The 603-nt window shown below is 55.9% G+C and carries 1 protein-coding gene; it reads left to right on the top strand.

Annotation, left to right across the window (positions count from 1 at the left end):
• Positions 1-456 precede the first annotated feature (456 nt).
• On the top strand, positions 457-603 hold a 147-nt coding region (locus tag MKK82_RS02560; protein WP_243984593.1), incomplete at its 3' end, for a type II toxin-antitoxin system ParD family antitoxin.

Here is a 603-nt window from a genome sequence, read left to right as displayed (position 1 = left end):
ATTTTGGACATGCTTCCTCCAGGGGTTCAGTTTTGAGGGAAGCGCACCTACTCGTCGATGTTCCTGCCAATGCCATGTGACAACTGCTCACACGGCAAAATGTTAGTTTTTCCGTTCCCTGAACCGGATCCCGGTACCGCCGCCGTTCTCGGGGATGAACTCCAGGCTGGCGGTCACGACCCATCCCCGTTGCGAAAGTCAGCGAAAAAGTGCGTCAGGCCCTCCAAATCAAAATTTTAAGGCGGCTCTGACTCTGGTTCTGGCTCGCCCGCATTTCCTGTCAGCTCGTGTACTCAGAAGCAGACGTCGTCGCCACGCCTGCTTACAACCCCTTCAGAAATTCGTGCTGGCACGGGGTAATGCTCGCAATCGTGGGCAGGGCGAAAATCACCCTGTTCTCGATCAGATCAAACATATGTGGAAGTATGACAGTGTAAGTTTCTGCTAAGTTCAAACATGGCCGTGCGCGAACCCATCACAATATCTGTGTCTCCAGAACTGCGAGCGTTCTTGCAAGGATGCGTCGCCACCGGCCGCTACAGCAGCGTCAGCGAGGTCGTGCGGGCCGCCCTGCGCGAGTTCGAGCGCGCCGAGATGGGTAAG

It is taken from the genome of Methylobacterium sp. E-046 (genome assembly GCF_022829625.1).
Taxonomy (GTDB): Bacteria; Pseudomonadota; Alphaproteobacteria; order Rhizobiales; family Beijerinckiaceae; genus Methylobacterium; species Methylobacterium longum.
This window is presented reverse-complemented; position numbering and strand designations above follow the sequence as displayed.